Origin of the sequence: Streptomyces prunicolor NBRC 13075, from assembly GCF_000367365.1 — a bacterium.
Taxonomy (GTDB): Bacteria; Actinomycetota; Actinomycetes; order Streptomycetales; family Streptomycetaceae; genus Streptomyces; species Streptomyces prunicolor.
This window is the reverse complement of the sequence record NZ_BARF01000154.1, coordinates 17,476-31,550: the sequence shown is the minus strand read 5'-3', so window position 1 is coordinate 31,550 and position 14,075 is coordinate 17,476. Positions and strand designations below refer to the sequence as shown.

15 protein-coding genes and 1 pseudogene are annotated in these 14,075 nt (G+C 70.2%); 9 read left to right on the top strand and 7 right to left on the bottom strand.

All coding sequences use genetic code 11. The features are described 5' to 3' along the window. The 3 genes and pseudogenes from SPR02S_RS52915 to SPR02S_RS65920 all read left to right on the top strand — a co-directional run. Positions 1 to 586: DNA-directed RNA polymerase subunit alpha (locus SPR02S_RS52915; RefSeq protein WP_019065162.1), on the top strand; the 586-nt coding region annotated here is incomplete at its 5' end. A gap of 159 nt (positions 587 to 745) precedes the next feature. Continuing rightward, positions 746 to 1,354, top strand: coding sequence for a flavin reductase family protein (locus SPR02S_RS52910; RefSeq protein ID WP_019065161.1), 609 nt, complete (start codon positions 746 to 748; stop codon positions 1,352 to 1,354). A gap of 101 nt (positions 1,355 to 1,455) precedes the next feature. Beyond that, positions 1,456 to 1,662: pseudogene (locus SPR02S_RS65920) on the top strand (helix-turn-helix domain-containing protein); the annotation flags it as partial. Positions 1,663 to 2,159: 497 nt separating this feature from the next. On the opposite strand, the gene SPR02S_RS61485 reads toward SPR02S_RS65920, so the two are convergent. Continuing rightward, positions 2,160 to 2,537 carry a MarR family winged helix-turn-helix transcriptional regulator gene (locus SPR02S_RS61485; protein ID WP_078623290.1) on the bottom strand — a complete coding sequence of 126 codons (378 nt, stop codon included), beginning with the start codon at positions 2,535 to 2,537 and terminating at the stop codon, positions 2,160 to 2,162. Between the two features lie 87 nt (positions 2,538 to 2,624). Between SPR02S_RS61485 and SPR02S_RS52895 the strand changes: the two genes are divergently transcribed. Then, positions 2,625 to 4,115, top strand: a complete 1,491-nt coding sequence (locus SPR02S_RS52895) for an MFS transporter (protein ID WP_019065158.1) — start codon at positions 2,625 to 2,627, stop codon at positions 4,113 to 4,115. 73 nt (positions 4,116 to 4,188) lie between these two features. Continuing rightward, on the top strand, positions 4,189 to 4,476 hold the full coding sequence (locus SPR02S_RS52890; RefSeq protein ID WP_019065157.1) for a DUF6332 family protein: 288 nt from the start codon (positions 4,189 to 4,191) through the stop codon (positions 4,474 to 4,476). On the opposite strand, the gene SPR02S_RS52885 is transcribed toward SPR02S_RS52890, so the two are convergent. From SPR02S_RS52885 to SPR02S_RS52875, 3 genes are all read right to left on the bottom strand, one after another. Continuing rightward, the gene (locus tag SPR02S_RS52885; protein ID WP_019065156.1) at positions 4,437 to 5,102 is read right to left on the bottom strand and encodes a response regulator transcription factor; all 666 of its coding nucleotides are present in this window, start codon (positions 5,100 to 5,102) and stop codon (positions 4,437 to 4,439) included. The genes SPR02S_RS52890 and SPR02S_RS52885 overlap by 40 nt on opposite strands. Next, positions 5,099 to 6,301, bottom strand: a complete 1,203-nt coding sequence (locus SPR02S_RS52880; protein ID WP_026151712.1) for a sensor histidine kinase — start codon at positions 6,299 to 6,301, stop codon at positions 5,099 to 5,101. The genes SPR02S_RS52885 and SPR02S_RS52880 overlap by 4 nt, the downstream gene beginning before the upstream one ends. A gap of 169 nt (positions 6,302 to 6,470) precedes the next feature. Further along, complete coding sequence (locus tag SPR02S_RS52875; protein WP_019065154.1) at positions 6,471 to 7,163, bottom strand: TetR/AcrR family transcriptional regulator; 693 nt, start codon at positions 7,161 to 7,163, stop codon at positions 6,471 to 6,473. Between the two features lie 181 nt (positions 7,164 to 7,344). Between SPR02S_RS52875 and SPR02S_RS52870 the strand changes: the two genes are divergently transcribed. Next, positions 7,345 to 7,794 (top strand): nitroreductase family deazaflavin-dependent oxidoreductase, encoded by a 450-nt coding sequence (locus SPR02S_RS52870; RefSeq protein WP_019065153.1) that lies wholly within the window; start codon positions 7,345 to 7,347, stop codon positions 7,792 to 7,794. Here the strand turns inward: SPR02S_RS52870 and SPR02S_RS52865 are convergent. After that, a complete protein-coding gene (locus SPR02S_RS52865; RefSeq protein WP_019065152.1) occupies positions 7,784 to 9,052 on the bottom strand; it encodes a geranylgeranyl reductase family protein in 1,269 nt (422 codons plus the stop codon). The two genes, SPR02S_RS52870 and SPR02S_RS52865, sit on opposite strands and share 11 nt — an antisense overlap. Positions 9,053 to 9,184: 132 nt before the next feature. On the opposite strand from SPR02S_RS52865, the gene SPR02S_RS52860 reads away from it, so the two are divergent. Genes SPR02S_RS52860 through SPR02S_RS52850 form a run of 3 tightly spaced genes read left to right on the top strand, consistent with a single transcriptional unit; the run spans position 9,185 to position 11,897 of the window. Next, on the top strand, positions 9,185 to 10,540 hold the full coding sequence (locus SPR02S_RS52860; protein ID WP_019065151.1) for a dipeptidase: 1,356 nt from the start codon (positions 9,185 to 9,187) through the stop codon (positions 10,538 to 10,540). A gap of 8 nt (positions 10,541 to 10,548) precedes the next feature. After that, positions 10,549 to 10,851 (top strand): DUF1905 domain-containing protein, encoded by a 303-nt coding sequence (locus tag SPR02S_RS52855; RefSeq protein ID WP_019065150.1) that lies wholly within the window; start codon positions 10,549 to 10,551, stop codon positions 10,849 to 10,851. 14 nt (positions 10,852 to 10,865) lie between these two features. After that, positions 10,866 to 11,897, top strand: a complete 1,032-nt coding sequence (locus SPR02S_RS52850; protein ID WP_019065149.1) for a protein kinase family protein — start codon at positions 10,866 to 10,868, stop codon at positions 11,895 to 11,897. Here the strand turns inward: SPR02S_RS52850 and SPR02S_RS52845 are convergent. Continuing rightward, entirely contained in the window at positions 11,894 to 12,964 is a 1,071-nt protein-coding gene (locus SPR02S_RS52845) for an ABC transporter ATP-binding protein (RefSeq protein ID WP_019065148.1), read from the bottom strand. The genes SPR02S_RS52850 and SPR02S_RS52845 overlap by 4 nt on opposite strands. Further along, positions 12,961 to 14,058 carry an ABC transporter ATP-binding protein gene (locus SPR02S_RS52840; RefSeq protein ID WP_019065147.1) on the bottom strand — a complete coding sequence of 366 codons (1,098 nt, stop codon included), beginning with the start codon at positions 14,056 to 14,058 and terminating at the stop codon, positions 12,961 to 12,963. Before SPR02S_RS52840 ends, SPR02S_RS52845 begins: the two co-directional genes overlap by 4 nt. Positions 14,059 to 14,075 lie beyond the last annotated feature (17 nt).

Here is a 14,075-nt window from a genome sequence, read left to right as displayed (position 1 = left end):
CTATGTCTCCGCCGTACAGAACAAGCAGGTGGGCCAGGAGATCGGCCGTATCCCGGTCGACTCCATCTACAGCCCCGTGCTCAAGGTCACGTACAAGGTCGAGGCGACCCGTGTCGAGCAGCGCACCGACTTCGACAAGCTGATCGTCGACGTCGAGACCAAGCAGGCCATGCGCCCGCGCGACGCCATGGCTTCTGCCGGTAAGACCCTGGTCGAGTTGTTCGGTCTCGCCCGCGAGCTGAACTTCGACGCCGAGGGCATCGACATGGGCCCGTCCCCCGTGGACGCCGCTCTTGCCGCCGATCTCGCCCTGCCGATCGAGGAGCTGGAGCTCACCGTTCGGTCGTACAACTGCCTCAAGCGCGAGGGCGTCCACTCGGTGGGTGAGCTTCTGGCGCGTTCCGAGGCGGACCTGATGGACATCCGTAACTTCGGTGCGAAGTCCATCGACGAGGTCAAGGAAAAGCTGGCCGGTATGGGCCTCGGTCTCAAGGACAGCCCGCCCGGAATGAACCTGACCGCAGCGACCGACGCCTACGGCGCCGACGACGTGGACGCTGGTTTCGTGGAGACCGAGCAGTACTGAACGCCGCGCTGAGCCGGCCGTGGTTCCCCTCTCCGGACGGAGAGGGGAACCTCCGCGTTGTTCCCTGTCTGAGTGAGTGCCTCGGCCGGCCGAGGCACTCACTGCTGTCGTGGTCGCCCGCCGCACAGTGACCCGGCGGGGGTCTGATATATCGCTGCTATGCGCACTGAATACAACCCGGCCCGGCTCGACCCGATCGTGGTCTACCGCCTGCTCACCTCGACTGTCGTTCCGCGCCCCATCGCCTGGGTCTCGACGGTCTCCGCCGACGGCGTCGACAATCTCGCTCCCCACTCCTTCTTCACCGTCTCGTCGGTCGCGCCGCCCATCGTGCAGTTCACCTCGGTCGGCCGTAAGGACTCGCTGCGCAATGTCGAGGACACCGGGCAGTTCGTCGTCAACCTCGCTCCGGAGTCGCTCATCGACGAGGTGAACAAGACCGCGACGGACTTCCCCGAAGGCGTGAGCGAGTTCGACGCCGTGGGAGTCGAGCGCGAGGCCAGCGCGCGGGTGAAGGCACCGCGCGTCGCCCGTTCCCCCGTGGCGCTGGAGTGCGAACTGCACAGCACGCTCCGGCTGGGCAATTCCACCGTGGTCTTCGGGCGGGTGGTCCACCTCGCGATCGACGAGACCGTCCTGGACGACGGCCACCCCGAGATCACGCGGCTGCGCCCCTTGGCCCGCCTGGGCAAGGACGAGTGGGGCACCCTCGGCGAGGTGCTCGACCTGCGCCGCATCCGCTACGCCGACTGGCCCGCGTCGGGTTGAGCCGCGAGGGCGTCCCTCCCGGCGCCGACGTCTCAGGCAAAAGACCTGGTCAAAGCACCGACGCCCAGCCCGCCGTCCCGTCCACGGCATATGGTCGACGCATGCAAGACACTGGGCGGATGGAGCCGACGCCCCGCAGGAACCTGCGCGAAGAGCAGAAGATCCTCACGCACCGCCGACTGCTCGACGCGGCCGTCACGGTGTTCACCGAGACACCGTTCCTCGAGACGCGGATGGAGGACATCGCCCAGGCCGCGGGGGTGACACGGGCCACGGTCTACGCCCACTTCCCCGGCAAGGCCGAGATCGTCGACGCACTGGTGGCGCGTGTCTACGGCGTGATGGGCGAGGCGTACGCCGACCTGGCCGCGCTGCCGCGCTGGACCCGGTCCGACATCCGCAGCTGGCTGGACGAGGCCGCGGCCCGCCGGCGCGAGATGGCGCCCGTCCGCCGCGTCGCCAACGCGGCGGCCCCGGCGGCGCTCCGCAGTCTCGGCGAGGGCCGGGTGCAGTACGTCGAGGCGCACGAGCGCTACGTCGCGATGCTGGTCGAGCCCCCGGAGCGTTGGCGCGGCGTCGATCCCGCGGAGGCCCGCCAACGCGCGCTGATGGCCGTACTGCAGACGGAGTCGTTCTTCGCCGCCTGGATCGCTGTGGAGTGGCCGCTGGAGACCGCCGCCCCCCTGCACCTGCTGGCCGACTCCCTCTGCCATCTCCTCGCCCCCGCGCTGGAGAACGACAGCGCCGTCACCCGACCACAGGCCGTACCGACGGACGGACCGACGGAGCCGGGACCGACGAGGTGTCAGCCGGTCAGCATCTTCGTCAACACCGCGCGCTGCACCGGGAGTACCTCACCGTGCAGCGCGCGCCCCTTGTCCGTGAGGGTCACGCGGACGCCCCGCCGGTCCTCCGCGCACATGCCGCGCTCGACGAGACCGTCCTTCTCCAGCCGGGCGATCAGGCGGGACAGGGCGCTCTGACTGAGGTGGACGCGCTCGGAGATCTCCTGGACACGGAACGCGTCGCAGTCGCCGGACAGTACGTCCAGCACCTCGAAATCGCTGCCGCACAGGCCGTGTTGATGCAGCGCGCGGTCGAGTTCGCACTGGGTGCGGGCGTGCAGCGCCAGCATCTCCCGCCACTGGTCCACGAGCGCCTGCTCGGCCTTCTTCGCCGCCATGACAGCGCACCGTAGCAGAGAAACAAGTTTGTTGCATCGGAATTAAATGCCCTTGCATTCGATGCATGCGCATGTAGTCTCTGCGGCATGACCTCTCCGCTCTCCCCTCCCGCGGCCCCCTCCCCGGCGGTTCGCTGGACCCCCCGGCTGTGGGGCACCCTGCTGGTGCTCTGCGCCGCGATGTTCCTCGACGCGCTCGACGTGTCGATGGTCGGTGTCGCCCTGCCCTCCATCGGCTCCGAACTCGACCTCTCCACCTCGACGCTCCAATGGATCGTCAGCGGCTACATCCTGGGATACGGCGGGCTGCTCCTCCTCGGCGGCCGGACCGCCGACCTGCTCGGCCGACGCCAGGTCTTCCTGGTCGCCCTTGGAGTCTTCGCGGTGGCCTCACTGCTCGGCGGCCTCGTCGACTCGGGCCCGCTGCTGATCGCCAGCCGCTTCATCAAGGGCCTGAGCGCGGCCTTCACCGCACCGGCCGGACTGTCGATCATCACGACGACCTTCGCCGAGGGCCCGCTGCGCAACCGCGCCCTGTCCATCTACACCACCTGCGCGGCCACCGGCTTCTCGATGGGCCTGGTCCTCTCCGGCCTGCTCACGGAGGCCAGTTGGCGCCTCACCATGCTGCTGCCCGCGCCGATCGCGCTGCTCGCCCTGCTCGTCGGCCTGAAGCTGCTGCCGCGCAGCGAACGCGAGAAGGACCACAACGGCTACGACATTCCCGGCGCCGTCCTCGGCACCGCGTCGATGCTGCTGCTGGTCTTCACCGTCGTGCAGGCGCCGGAAGCCGGCTGGGCGTCGGCCCGAACTCTCCTGTCCTTCCTCGCAGTTGCCGTCATGCTGACCGTGTTCGTGTTCGTCGAGCGCCGCTCCGCCGGGCCGTTGATCCGGCTCGGGGTGCTGCGCTCCGGCAACCAGATCCGCGCCCAGCTCGGCGCGATGGCGTTCTTCGGGTCGTACGTCGGCTTCCAGTTCCTCGTCACCCTGTACATGCAGTCACTGCTCGGCTGGTCCGCGCTGCACACGGCGCTCGCGTTCCTGCCGGCCGGTGCGCTGGTGGCGGTGTCCTCGACCAAGGTCGGCTCGATCGTCGACCGGTTCGGTACGCAGCGGCTGATCGCGACGGGCTTCGCGCTGATGGTCGTCGGGTACGCGCTGTTCCTGCGGATCAGCCTCGATCCCGGGTACGCCGCGGTGATCCTGCCGTCGATGCTGCTGATCGGCGCGGCCTGCGCGCTGGTCTTCCCCTCGCTCAACATCCAGGCGACCAACGGGGTCGACGACCACGAACAGGGCATGGTCTCCGGGCTGTTGAACACCTCGGTGCAGGTGGGCGGCGCGATCTTCCTGGCCGTCGTCACGGCCGTGGTCACCGCCCACACCCCGGCGCACGCCACCCCGCAGGCGGTGCTGGACAGTTACCGGCCCGGGCTGGTCGTGGTGACGTTCATCGCGCTCGCCGGGTTGCTGATCACGCTGCCGGGGTTGCGTACCCAGCGTGCCCAACAGTCCATCGTCGTCGCAAAGTCCACTGTGACGGAGGCGGAAGCGGAGCGCGTGGCGCTACGTGACTAGGGGGACGCCTCCCTGAGGGTGCGCCCGGCGGAGCCGATTGCTCCGTCGGGCGCGCCCGTGTGAGACTTCCGGGATGACGATGTACGGGGGACGGCGCACGCAGGCCGAGCGGGATGCGGCGACCGTGGAGATCGGGTACGCGCTGGTCAGCGCGGCGTTCGTGGCGGCGGTGCTGTTCGGGGCGGTCGCCGGGCCGGCACTGCTGTTCCAACTGCCGCGCACCGTGGAGACGTTGCTGGTGCGCGGGGGACTCGCACTCGTACCGGTCGTGTTCTTCGTCCGGGTGGCGACCGTGCTGTACCGGTACCGGCAGGGCGCGGCTCAGCCCAGCCAGCCGGGGCGTACCAACCCCGACTCGTAGGCCAGCACGACCAGTTGGGCCCTGTCCCGGGCGCCCAGTTTCACCATCGTGCGGCTGACATGGGTCTTCGCGGTCAGCGGGCTCACGACCAGGCGGCGGGCGATCTCGTCGTTGGAGAGGCCGATACCGACCAGGGCCATCACCTCCCGTTCCCGCTCGGTGAGTCGGGTGAGGGCGTCGGCGGTCGCGGGTTCCTTGGAGCGGGCCGCGAACTCGGCGATGAGACGGCGGGTCACCCCGGGTGACAGCAGCGCGTCGCCGTCGACCACCGCCCTTACGGCGCGCAGGAGTTCCTCCGGTTCGGTGTCCTTGACCAGGAAGCCGGAGGCGCCCGAGCGGATCGCCTCGAAGACGTACTCGTCGAGTTCGAAGGTCGTCAGCATGACCACCTTCACGTCCTTCAGCCCGCCGTCCCCGGTGATCCGGCGGGTCGCGGCCAGCCCGTCGAGCAGCGGCATGCGGATGTCCATCAGGACGACATCGGGGCGCAGTTCGCGCACTGCGCGCACGGCCTCCTCGCCGTCGGACGCCTCGCCCGCCACCTCGATGTCCGGCTGCGCGTCCAGCAGCGCCTTGAATCCGGCCCGGACCAGCGCCTGGTCGTCGGCGAGCAGTACCCGGATCACCGGTCGTCCTCCTTCGGCGTGACCTTCAACGGCAGTACGGCGAGCACCCGGAAGCCGCCGTCCGGGCGCGCGCCCGCCTCGATCGTGCCACCGAGCGCCGCGGCCCGCTCCCGCATTCCGGCCAGCCCGTTGCCGCTGCCCCCGGCGTCCTCGCCGGTCGCGGGCCCGTCGTCGTCGATGCGCAGCCGTAGCGCACCGCCTTCGTGCCCGATGTGCACGCGCGCGTGCCGCGAACCGGAATGGCGTACGACATTGGTGAGCGCCTCCTGGACGATGCGGAAGGCGGCCAGGTCGGTGTTGGGCGAGAGGCGGGGCGGGGTTCCGTCGATCGCGACGGTGAGGCCGGCGCTCGCCGCCTGCTGCACCAGTTCGGGCAGCCGGTCGAGGCCCGGGGCCGGGGCACGCGGGGCGTCGCCCGGGGTGCGCAGGGTGTCGAGGACCTGGCGGACCTCGCCGAGCGCCTCCTTGCTGGCGGCCTTGATGGTGGTGAGGGCCGTACGGGCCTGCTCGGGGTCGGAGTCGAGGAGGGCGAGGCCGACGCCCGCCTGGACGTTGATGACGGAGATGCTGTGCGCGAGGACGTCGTGCAGTTCGCGGGCCATCCGCAGCCGTTCCTCATCGGCACGGCGCCGGGCCGCCTGGGCCCGCTCGGCCCGGTCCCGGGCCCACTGTTCGCGGCGGGTGCGGGCCAGTTCGGAGATCGCGGCGATGGCCACCACCCAGGTGGCGACGGCCAGTTCACGACCCCACGGCATCCCGTGGTCGTGCTGCGGGGGCAGCCAGCGGTAGAGCCAGTGCGCGATCAGGAGATGCGCCACCCACAGCACACCGAGCGCGCTCCAGGCGGCCCAGCGACGACCGGCGACGACCGCGCTGAAACAGCCGAGCGCGACGGGCAGGAAGACAGGGCCGTACGGGTATCCGGCGCCGAAGTAGACCACGGTGGCGAACACGGTGCCGAAGGCCACCCACACGGGGTACCGATGACGCCACAGCAGCAGCACCGATCCGACGACGAGCAGCACGCGCGCGTAGAAGTCGAGGTGAACGCGATCGGGCTGGCTGTGCGAGGCGAAGTTGCTACCGCCCAGCACGAACACGGTGACCAGCAACGTGGAACGCCACGGCCACCGCGTCGGGGCCGCCACCCCGCCCCACCACTGAGGCGGTCCCCCGCCGCGCACCCGCTGCTCGTCCATACCCGTCACGCTAGACGCCGAGCGACACCGGCGGCGTCAGCCCGGCGAGGTGATCACGCGTACTTCCCAGGGAGTACGTCCGCTACAGCGCCCCCGAAAGGGGCGCGGGGAACTGCGCGCTCAGCCCCCACCGGCCCGCAGACGAAGAACCGCGCACCCAGCGGAGCAATCACGCGTCAACGAGCCCCACCCCGAGCGCAAGCCGTCGCACCGCATGCCGAAAGAACACCTCCCGCTCCTCCACCACCTGGCGAAACTGACCGAAGAGCTCGAAGCTGACCAGCCCATACAGCTCGGCCCACGCAGCGACAAGGGCCACGGCCACCGCAGGCGGAAGGTCACCGGCGAAATCCGCGACCATCCGCTCCGCCTCGGGGTGGAGATCGGCCGGCAGCGGGGGTTCGGTCAGGGCACCGCTGCGGTGGGCGTCCCGCGCGATCCCGATAAGCAGCAGAGCAACCCGCGCGGCCGGCGGAACGGTGGTCTCGGGCGCGACATATCCCGGAACCGGCGACCCGTAGATCAACGCGTACTCATGCGGATGCGCAAGCGCCCACCCCCGCACCGCCTCGCACACGGCAATCCAGCGCCGCAGCGGCCCCGCGTCCGCAACCTCGGCGTGAGCCACCTCCGCGGCCTCCCCGACGGAGTCGTACGCATCGATGATGAGAGCGGTCAGCAGCTCGTCACGGCTGGGAAAGTACCGATACAGCGCGGAGGAGACCATGCCGAGCTCACGGGCCACCGCACGCAGCGAAAGCTTCGACGCCCCCTCCGCGGCGAGCTGTCTGCGCGCCTCGTCCTTGATGGCCGCGGTGACCTCGATCCGGGCTCGGGCGCGGGCGCCCTGTGTGGTGCTCATACGAGCCAGTGTGGCACGGAAACAGAGCAGCGCACACAAACAAGAGCAGCGAACAAAAAAGAGAGCAGCGCTCTTGCATTGGATCGCCGAACCGATGCAGACTGTTCCCGAGAGCGAGAGCAGTGCTCACAAAAGCGAGCGCCGTTCTCCCCGCCCTTTCCTCTTCGCCCAGGGAGTCATCATGAGCACGCACGTCCAGAAGCCCGGCTGGTTCACCGTGAACGTCTTCAACCGCGCCGTCGCCTGGTTCACCCGCCGGGGCCTCAGTGTCTGGGGTTCACGCGTGCTGGCGGTCCGCGGCCGTAAGAGCGGCGAGTGGCGGACCACCCCGGTGAACCTGCTGACGGTGGACGGGCAGCAGTACCTCGTCGCCCCGCGCGGGCACGTCCAGTGGACGCACAACATGCGGGCGGCTGGCGGCGGCGAGCTGCGGCTCGGCAAGAAGGTGGACGCGTTCACCGCGACCGAGGTCACCGGTGACGACAAGGTGCCGCTGCTGCGCGCCTACCTGAAGCGGTGGAAGGCCGAGGTCGGGGTGTTCTTCGGAGGAGTCGGCCCGGACTCCTCCGACGACGAGCTGCGCCGGATCGCCCCCGACCACCCGGTGTTCCACGTCACGGTCAGGAGCTGAGCTCGCCCTCCACGGGCTCCGTCGGCTCCACGCGCTCCACCGGTTCCGCGTTCCTGCGGTCGATCGCGGTCAGCGCGCGCTGTGCCAGCGGGTGGCTGCGGACGAGTTCGCCCAGCGTCGTCGAGCCCCGGGTGATGTCCATGAAGGCCTTCCAGGCCGGCCGGAAGCCGGTGAGGGCGGCGTGGAACAGACCGGGGCGCTTCTCGAAGATCGCCAGCATGCTCTTGCCGACGCTCATCTCGACGCCGAGCCCCGCCTTGATCGCGAACGCGTAGTTCAGCGCCTGACGGCGGGTGTCCACGGCGTCGTGCGCCTCGGCGATCCGCACGGCCCACTCCCCCGCGAGCCGCCCCGACCGCAGCGCGAACGAGATGCCCTCCCGGGTCCATGGTTCGAGCAGTCCCGCCGCGTCGCCGCAGACCAGCACCCGGCCGCGCGACAGCGGCGAGTCGTCCGCCCGGCACCGGGTCAAGTGCCCGGAGGAGATGCTCGGTTCGAAGCCGGCGAGGCCGAGCCGGGCGATGAAGTCCTCCAAGTACCGCTTGGTGGCGGCGCCTTCACCGCGCGCGGAGATCACCCCGACCGTGAGCGTGTCGCCCTTGGGGAAGACCCAGCCGTAACTCCCGGGCATGGGGCCCCAGTCGATGAGCACCCGCCCCTTCCAGTCCTCGGCGACCGTCTCCGGCACCGGGATCTCCGCCTCCAGGCCCAGGTCCACCTGGTCGGTCTTGACCCCGACGTGCGCCCCTATGCGGCTGGCGCTGCCGTCGGCGCCGACGACGGCCCGCGCGAGCACCGTCTCGCCGCCCTGGAGGACGACCGCGACCGTACGCCGGTCCGGGACCGCGGAGCCGTGCTGCTCGACTCGTGTCACTGTGACGCCCGTGCGCAGCTCGGCGCCCGCCTTCTGGGCGTGCTCGACGAGCTGCTGGTCGAACTCGGGCCGGTTGATCAGCCCGAACAGCATCTGCCGGGACCTGCGGGTGCGCGTGAACCGCCCGTTGTTCGAGAAGGTTATGGCGAACACCCGGTCCTTCAACGGCAGTTCGAAGCCGGGTGGGAGGGAGTCGCGGGAGGGTCCGATGATGCCGCCGCCGCACGTCTTGTAGCGGGGCAGCTCGGCTTTCTCCAGCAACAGCACGCGCCGTCCCGCGACCGCCGCCGCATAGGCGGCCGAGGCCCCCGCGGGTCCCGCGCCCACCACGACGACGTCCCACACCCGCTGTTCGTCGTCCGCCGAAGAGTTCTCGCTGCTCACGATGGTCTACTGCTCCCGATCAAGCCGCTGCCGCACCTGTCCCCCGCATCCTACGGCGGACATCGCCACAGACCGCTGTGGGAGGATCGACGGCATCATTCGTACAACGTCGCACCCACAAGGAGCGTGCCCATGTCGTCGCATCCGGTCGCCGAGACCGTCGCCTCGTTGATGCCCAGGGCAAGAACTGAGCTCAGCGAGCTGGTGGCCTTCAAGTCGGTGGCGGACTTCGACCAGTTCCCGAAGAGCGAGAGCGAGGGCGCCGCGAACTGGGTCGCCGACGCGCTGCGCACCGAGGGTTTCCAGGACGTGGCCCTGCTCGACACCCCGGACGGCACACAGTCGGTCTACGGCTTCCTGCCCGGCCCGGAGGGTGCCAAGACGGTTCTCCTGTACGCCCACTACGACGTGCAGCCCCCGCTGGACGAGGCCGCCTGGACGAGCCCCCCGTTCGAACTGACCGAGCGCGACGGCCGTTGGTACGGGCGCGGTGCCGCCGACTGCAAGGGCGGCGTGATCATGCACCTGCTCGCGCTGCGCGCCCTGAAGGCCAACGGCGGTGTCCCGGTGCACGTCAAGGTGATCGCCGAGGGCTCGGAGGAGCAGGGCACCGGCGGGCTCGAGCGGTACGCGGAAGAGCACCCCGACCTCCTTGCCGCCGACACGATCGTGATCGGCGACACAGGCAACTTCCGGGTCGGTCTGCCCACGGTCACCTCGACCCTGCGCGGTATGACCCTGGTGCGCGTGCAGATCGACACCCTCGAAGGCAACCTGCACTCAGGCCAGTTCGGCGGCGCCGCGCCCGACGCGCTGTCCGCGCTGATCCGCGTACTGGACTCGCTGCGCGCGAAGGACGGCTCGACGACGGTCGACGGGCTCGCGGCCCACGCGACCTGGGAGGGGCTGGCCTACGACGAGGAGCAGTTCCGCAAGGACGCGAAGGTGCTGGACGGCGTCGAGCTGATCGGTTCCGACGCGGTCGCCGACCGTATCTGGGCCCGCCCGGCCGTCACGGTCCTCGGCATCGACTGCCCGCCGGTCGTCGGCGCCACCCCGTCCGTGCAGGCCGGTGCCCGCGCGCTGGTCAGCCTCCGCGTCCCGCCGGGCGTCGACGCGGCCGAGGCCACCAAGCTGCTCCAGGCCCACCTGGAGGCGCACACCCCGTGGGGTGCCCGCGTCCGCACCGAACAGATCGGCCAGGGCCAGCCGTTCAGCGCCGACACGACCAGCCCCGCGTACACGGCGATGGCCGACGCGATGGCGATCGCCTACCCCGGCCAGGCGATGCAGTACGCCGGCCAGGGCGGCTCGATCCCCCTGTGCAACACCCTCGCGGCCCTCTACCCGCAGGCGGAGATCCTCCTCATCGGCCTCAGCGAGCCGGAGGCCCAGATCCACGCCCTCAACGAGAGCGTGTCTCCGGAGGAGTTGGAGCGGCTGTCGGTGGCGGAGGCGCTGTTCCTGCAGAACTACGCGGGCAACTGAGCGCGTCCATGCGGTTCGTCTTCACCGGCCGGGTGATCGAGTGGCGCGGGCCGTCCCCGTACTACTTCGTCCCCGTGCCGGACGAGGAGTCGGCGGACATCCGCGAGGTCGCTGCCCTGGCCTCGTACGGCTGGGGCGTCATCCCGGTCGAGGCCAGGATCGGCGACGTGCTGTTCACCACGTCGCTCTTCCCCAAGGACGGCGGCTATCTGCTGCCGCTCAAGAACGCCGTGCGCAAGCCGCAGGGTCTCGGGGCGGACGGCGAGGTGACTGTGGAGCTGACCGTCCGCCTCCAACTCGGCGCCCCCTGAAGGAGGATGAGCGCATGTCCCGCACCTCGCGCGTCGCCGCCCACAGTGACATCGCCACGTCCCTCGCCCTCCTCTCCGACCACGAACTCGCCGAACTGGTCGAGGCCGGCACGCCATTGGGCACCAGTGTCGGCGGTCGCTCGGCACTGATCGAGGTGGACGGCAGAACGGTGTTCATGAAGCGGATGCCGCTCACCGATCTCGAACGGCGGCCGGAGAATGTCCGCTCCACGGCCAACGTGTTCGGGGCGCCCGCCTACTGCCACTACGGCATCGGTGCGGTCCCCAGCGCCGGTTTCGGGGTCTGGCGCGACCTGGCCGTGCACGAGATGACGACCAACTGGGTTCTTTCCGACCGCTTTTCGGGCTTTCCACTGCTGCACCACTGGCGTGTGCTGCCCGACCCGGAGCCGTCACTGCCCGACGAACTCGCCGACGTGGAGCGGAACGTGGCCTACTGGGGCGGCGGCCGTGAGCACATCGAGGCCCTGCGCACGGCGTCCGCGAGCCTGACCCTGTTCATGGAGCACCTGCCGCACACCCTCCACGCCTGGTTCTCCGAACAACTGCGCACCGACGACGCCGACACCGCCTGCGCGCTCGTGGAGCAGGGCCTCGAAGCCGTCACCGGTTTCCTCCACGAGCACCGACTCACGCACTTCGACGTCCACTTCAGGAACATCCTGACCGACGGACAGCAGCTCTATCTCGCCGACTACGGCCTCGCCCTCTCCCCGCGCTTCCGACTCGCGCCCGACGAACGGGACTTCTACGACCGTCACCGGCACTACGACCGCGCCTACGCCTTCTCCTACCTGGTGCACTGGCTCGTCGTGGACCTGTACGGCTACGGTCTGGACGAGCGCCAGGAGTTCATCCGCGCGTGCGCCGACGGCAAGCGCCCCGAGGGCATCCCCGGGGCCGCCGCCGGGCTCATCTCCCGGTACGCCCAACTCGGCGCGACGGTGGGCGACTTCAACCGCCGTCTGTGCGACGAGAGCAGGCTGACTCCGTACCCGTCCGCCGAGGAACTCGATCTCGGCTAGAGCAACTCCACGCTCTCCGCGTAGTGGCAGGCGACCGGGTTTCCGCCGCCCCGGTCCACCAGCGCCGGTGCCTCCTCGACGCACGACGTCCGTTCGCTGTCGGTGAGTTGGTTCGCGAACTTGGGGCAGCGGGTGCGGAAGCGGCAGCCGCTGGGCGGGCGGACCGGGCTCGGGACGTCGCCCTGGATGGTGATCCGTTTCCGGGCGCGTTCCTTGCGCGGGTCGGGCAGCGGGATGGCAGAGACCAGTGCCTGGGTGTACGGGTGGGCCGGGCGAGCGAACAGCTGCCGGGCCGGGGCGATTTCGACCAATCGCCCCAGGTACATGACGGCCACTCGGCCCGCCACGTGGCGCATCACCGACAGGTCGTGGGCGACGAACAGGAAGGACAGGTTCAGTTCACTCTGCAGGTCCATCAGGAGGTTGAGGACGCCCGCCTGGATCGACACGTCGAGCGCCGACACCGGCTCGTCGAGGATGATCACCTTCGGGTGCAGGGCCAACGCCCGGGCTATGCCTATGCGTTGACGCTGTCCGCCCGAGAACTCGTGGGCGAAACGGTTGCCGTGCTCGGGGTTGAGTCCGACCAGGCGCAGGAGTTCACTCACCTCGCCGCCCGCCCCGGCTCCGTACCGGCCGTGGATGCGCAGCGGCTCCGCGACGATCTCGTGGACGGTCATCCGCGGGTCGAGGGAGGCGTACGGGTCCTGGAAGACGATCTGCAACTCCCGTCGCAGCGGCCGCATCTGACGTCTGCTCAGCTCGGTGAGTTCGTGCTCGCCGTAGCGGACCCGGCCGGAGGTGGCCCGTTCCAGGCCGAGGACGGTGCGGGAGATCGTCGTCTTGCCCGAGCCCGACTCCCCCACCAGGCCCAGGGTTTCGTTCTCGTGCAGGTCGAAGGAGACCCCGCACACGGCGTGTACGTCGCCGACGCGGCGGCGGATGACGCCCTTGGACATGACCGGGAAGTGCTTGACCAGGTCGCGGACTTGGAGGACCGGTGCGCCGGTGCCGCCGTGGCCGGGCAGCGGCGGCAGGGGGGTGGCGGCCTGCGCGGGCGCGGTCATACGGCGTCCTCCTCGGGGTTCGTGGTGGCGGCCGCGTCGGCGAAGCGGGCCAGGGCCTCGGCGTCCGCGCCGACCGCGTCGAAGACCTGACCGGCGCCGGTGTCGACGAGTTCGTCGGCGAAGTGGCAGGCGCTGAGGTGGAGGTCACCCCCGGCCCTGCGCAGCGCGGGTTCGTCCGTGTCGCACACGTCCCGGCGCATCGGGCAGCGGGGTGAGAAGGGGCAGCCCGGTGGCAGGTTGAGCAGGCTCGGCGGTGAGCCGGTGATGGGCGTGAGCCGTTCCTCCTCGCGGTCCAGGCGGGGCAGGGAACCGAGCAGGCCCAGGGTGTAGGGCATGCGCGGGGTGTAGAAGATGTCCTCGACGGAGCCGGTCTCCACTATCCGGCCCGCGTACATGACCGCGACCCGGTCGGTGTGGCCGGCCACCACCCCGAGGTCATGGGTGATGAGGACGAGCGCCGCCCCGGTCTCGGCGCGGGCGGTCTCCAGGGCTTCGAGGATCTGGGCCTGCACGGTGACGTCGAGGGCGGTGGTCGGCTCGTCGGCGATGATCACGTCCGGGTCGTTGGCCATCGCGATGGCGATGACGACGCGCTGGCGCATACCGCCCGACATCTCGTGCGGGTAGTTGTCGACGCGCCGCTCGGGGCTGGGGATGCCGACCGTGCCGAGCAGTTCGATCGCGCGTTTTCGGGCGTCCTTGTGCTTCATCCCGGGGTTGTGGCGGAGCAGGGTCTCCTCGATCTGATAGCCCACGTTGTAGACGGGATTGAGGGAGGTCATCGGATCCTGGAAGATCATCGCGATGCCGCTGCCGCGCAGATCGGACAGGCGCGCGTCGGACAGCCCGAGCAGCTCCGTGCCCTCGAAGCGGACCGAGCCGCGCACCCGGGCACCGGTCGGCAGCAGCCCCATCACGGCGAGGGCGGTGACCGATTTCCCGGACCCCGACTCGCCGACGATGCCCAGCGATTCGCCCCGGTCGAGCCGGTAGCCGACACCGCGTACGGCCCGCACCAGCCCGTCCTCCGTGGCGAACTCCACGCTGAGGTCCTCGACTTCGAGCACGGCGGACGTCACGGGGACCTCCCGCACTCCATGACTCGTGGTCG

Coding starts and splice junctions, on each gene's coding strand:
- SPR02S_RS52890 (WP_019065157.1), top strand. CDS start 4,189: ATGACGATGTACGGGGGACGGCGCACGCAGGCCGAGCGGGATGCGGCG.
- SPR02S_RS52850 (WP_019065149.1), top strand. CDS start 10,866: ATGTCCCGCACCTCGCGCGTCGCCGCCCACAGTGACATCGCCACGTCC.
- SPR02S_RS52875 (WP_019065154.1), bottom strand. CDS start 7,163: ATGAGCACCACACAGGGCGCCCGCGCCCGAGCCCGGATCGAGGTCACC.
- SPR02S_RS52880 (WP_026151712.1), bottom strand. CDS start 6,301: ATGGACGAGCAGCGGGTGCGCGGCGGGGGACCGCCTCAGTGGTGGGGC.
- SPR02S_RS61485 (WP_078623290.1), bottom strand. CDS start 2,537: ATGGCGGCGAAGAAGGCCGAGCAGGCGCTCGTGGACCAGTGGCGGGAG.
- SPR02S_RS52845 (WP_019065148.1), bottom strand. CDS start 12,964: ATGACCGCGCCCGCGCAGGCCGCCACCCCCCTGCCGCCGCTGCCCGGC.
- SPR02S_RS52855 (WP_019065150.1), top strand. CDS start 10,549: ATGCGGTTCGTCTTCACCGGCCGGGTGATCGAGTGGCGCGGGCCGTCC.
- SPR02S_RS52910 (WP_019065161.1), top strand. CDS start 746: ATGCGCACTGAATACAACCCGGCCCGGCTCGACCCGATCGTGGTCTAC.
- SPR02S_RS52860 (WP_019065151.1), top strand. CDS start 9,185: ATGTCGTCGCATCCGGTCGCCGAGACCGTCGCCTCGTTGATGCCCAGG.
- SPR02S_RS52870 (WP_019065153.1), top strand. CDS start 7,345: ATGAGCACGCACGTCCAGAAGCCCGGCTGGTTCACCGTGAACGTCTTC.
- SPR02S_RS52895 (WP_019065158.1), top strand. CDS start 2,625: ATGACCTCTCCGCTCTCCCCTCCCGCGGCCCCCTCCCCGGCGGTTCGC.